This is a genomic window from Massilia scottii (assembly GCF_030846495.1).
GTDB classification, from domain to species: Bacteria; Pseudomonadota; Gammaproteobacteria; order Burkholderiales; family Burkholderiaceae_D; genus Telluria_A; species Telluria_A violaceinigra.
The window spans coordinates 1-1,721 of the sequence record NZ_JAVCWM010000064.1; the positions used below are offsets into that span (position 1 = coordinate 1).

Annotated in this window: 1 rRNA gene; it reads right to left on the bottom strand. The window is 51.7% G+C overall.

From position 1 onward, the window contains the following. Window positions 1–15: 15 nt before the first annotated feature. Window positions 16–1,721: ribosomal RNA gene (locus tag RBA41_RS33255) — 23S ribosomal RNA — on the bottom strand; the annotation flags it as partial.

Below are 1,721 nucleotides of genomic sequence, written 5' to 3' on the forward strand. Positions count from 1 at the left end.
ACCTGCTAAGGTTATAGGGACAAGCCGTACGGGCAATTAGTATCAGTTAGCTTAATGCATTACTGCACTTCCACACCTGACCTATCAACGTCCTGGTCTCGAACGACCCTTTAAAGAGCTCAAGGCTCTGGGAAATCTCATCTCAAGGCAAGTTTCCCGCTTAGATGCTTTCAGCGGTTATCTCTTCCAGACTTAGCTACCCGGCAATGCCACTGGCGTGACAACCGGTACACCAGAGGTCTGTCCACTCCGGTCCTCTCGTACTAGGAGCAGCCCCCTTCAAATTTCCAACGCCCACGGCAGATAGGGACCAAACTGTCTCACGACGTTTTAAACCCAGCTCACGTACCACTTTAAATGGCGAACAGCCATACCCTTGGGACCGGCTACAGCCCCAGGATGTGATGAGCCGACATCGAGGTGCCAAACTCCCCCGTCGATATGAACTCTTGGGAGGAATCAGCCTGTTATCCCCAGAGTACCTTTTATCCGTTGAGCGATGGCCCTTCCATACAGAACCACCGGATCACTATGTCCTACTTTCGTACCTGCTCGACTTGTCAGTCTCGCAGTTAAGCACGCTTATGCCATTGCACTATCAACACGATGTCCGACCGTATCTAGCGTACCTTCGAACTCCTCCGTTACACTTTAGGAGGAGACCGCCCCAGTCAAACTGCCTACCATGCACTGTCCCCGATCCGGATAACGGACCAAGGTTAGAACCTCAAACAAACCAGGGTGGTATTTCAAGGATGGCTCCACGAAGACTGGCGTCCCCGCTTCAAAGCCTCCCACCTATCCTACACAGATTGGTTCAAAGTCCAATGCAAAGCTACAGTAAAGGTTCATGGGGTCTTTCCGTCTAGCCGCGGGTAGATTGCATCATCACAAACATTTCAACTTCGCTGAGTCTCGGGAGGAGACAGTGTGGCCATCGTTACGCCATTCGTGCAGGTCGGAACTTACCCGACAAGGAATTTCGCTACCTTAGGACCGTTATAGTTACGGCCGCCGTTTACTGGGACTTCAATCAAGAGCTTGCACCCCATCATTTAATCTTCCAGCACCGGGCAGGCGTCACACCCTATACGTCCACTTTCGTGTTTGCAGAGTGCTGTGTTTTTATTAAACAGTCGCAGCCACCAGTTTATTGCAACCCTTTCACCCTTCTGGAGTAAACCAGTCAAGCTACCGGGGCGTACCTTTTCCCGAAGTTACGGTACCAATTTGCCGAGTTCCTTCTCCCGAGTTCTCTCAAGCGCCTTAGAATACTCATCTCGCCCACCTGTGTCGGTTTGCGGTACGGTCTCGTATGACTGAAGCTTAGAGGCTTTTCTTGGAACCACTTCCGATTGCTTCAAGACCTAAGTCTCTCGTCTCGACCCCTTGAATTCCGCGCCCGGATTTGCCTAAGCGCCTTCTATGAGTCAAAAACCAACACTTCCAACCGTTGGACAACCTTCCGCGATCCGTCCCCCCATCGCATCATACGACGGTGCAGGAATATTAACCTGCTTCCCATCAGCTACGCATCTCTGCCTCGCCTTAGGGGCCGACTCACCCTGCTCCGATGAACGTTGAACAGGAAACCTTGGGCTTACGGCGTGGGAGCTTTTCACTCCCATTATCGCTACTCATGTCAGCATTCGCACTTCTGATACCTCCAGCATCCTTTACAAGACACCTTCGCAGGCTTACAGAACGCTCTCCTACCATAT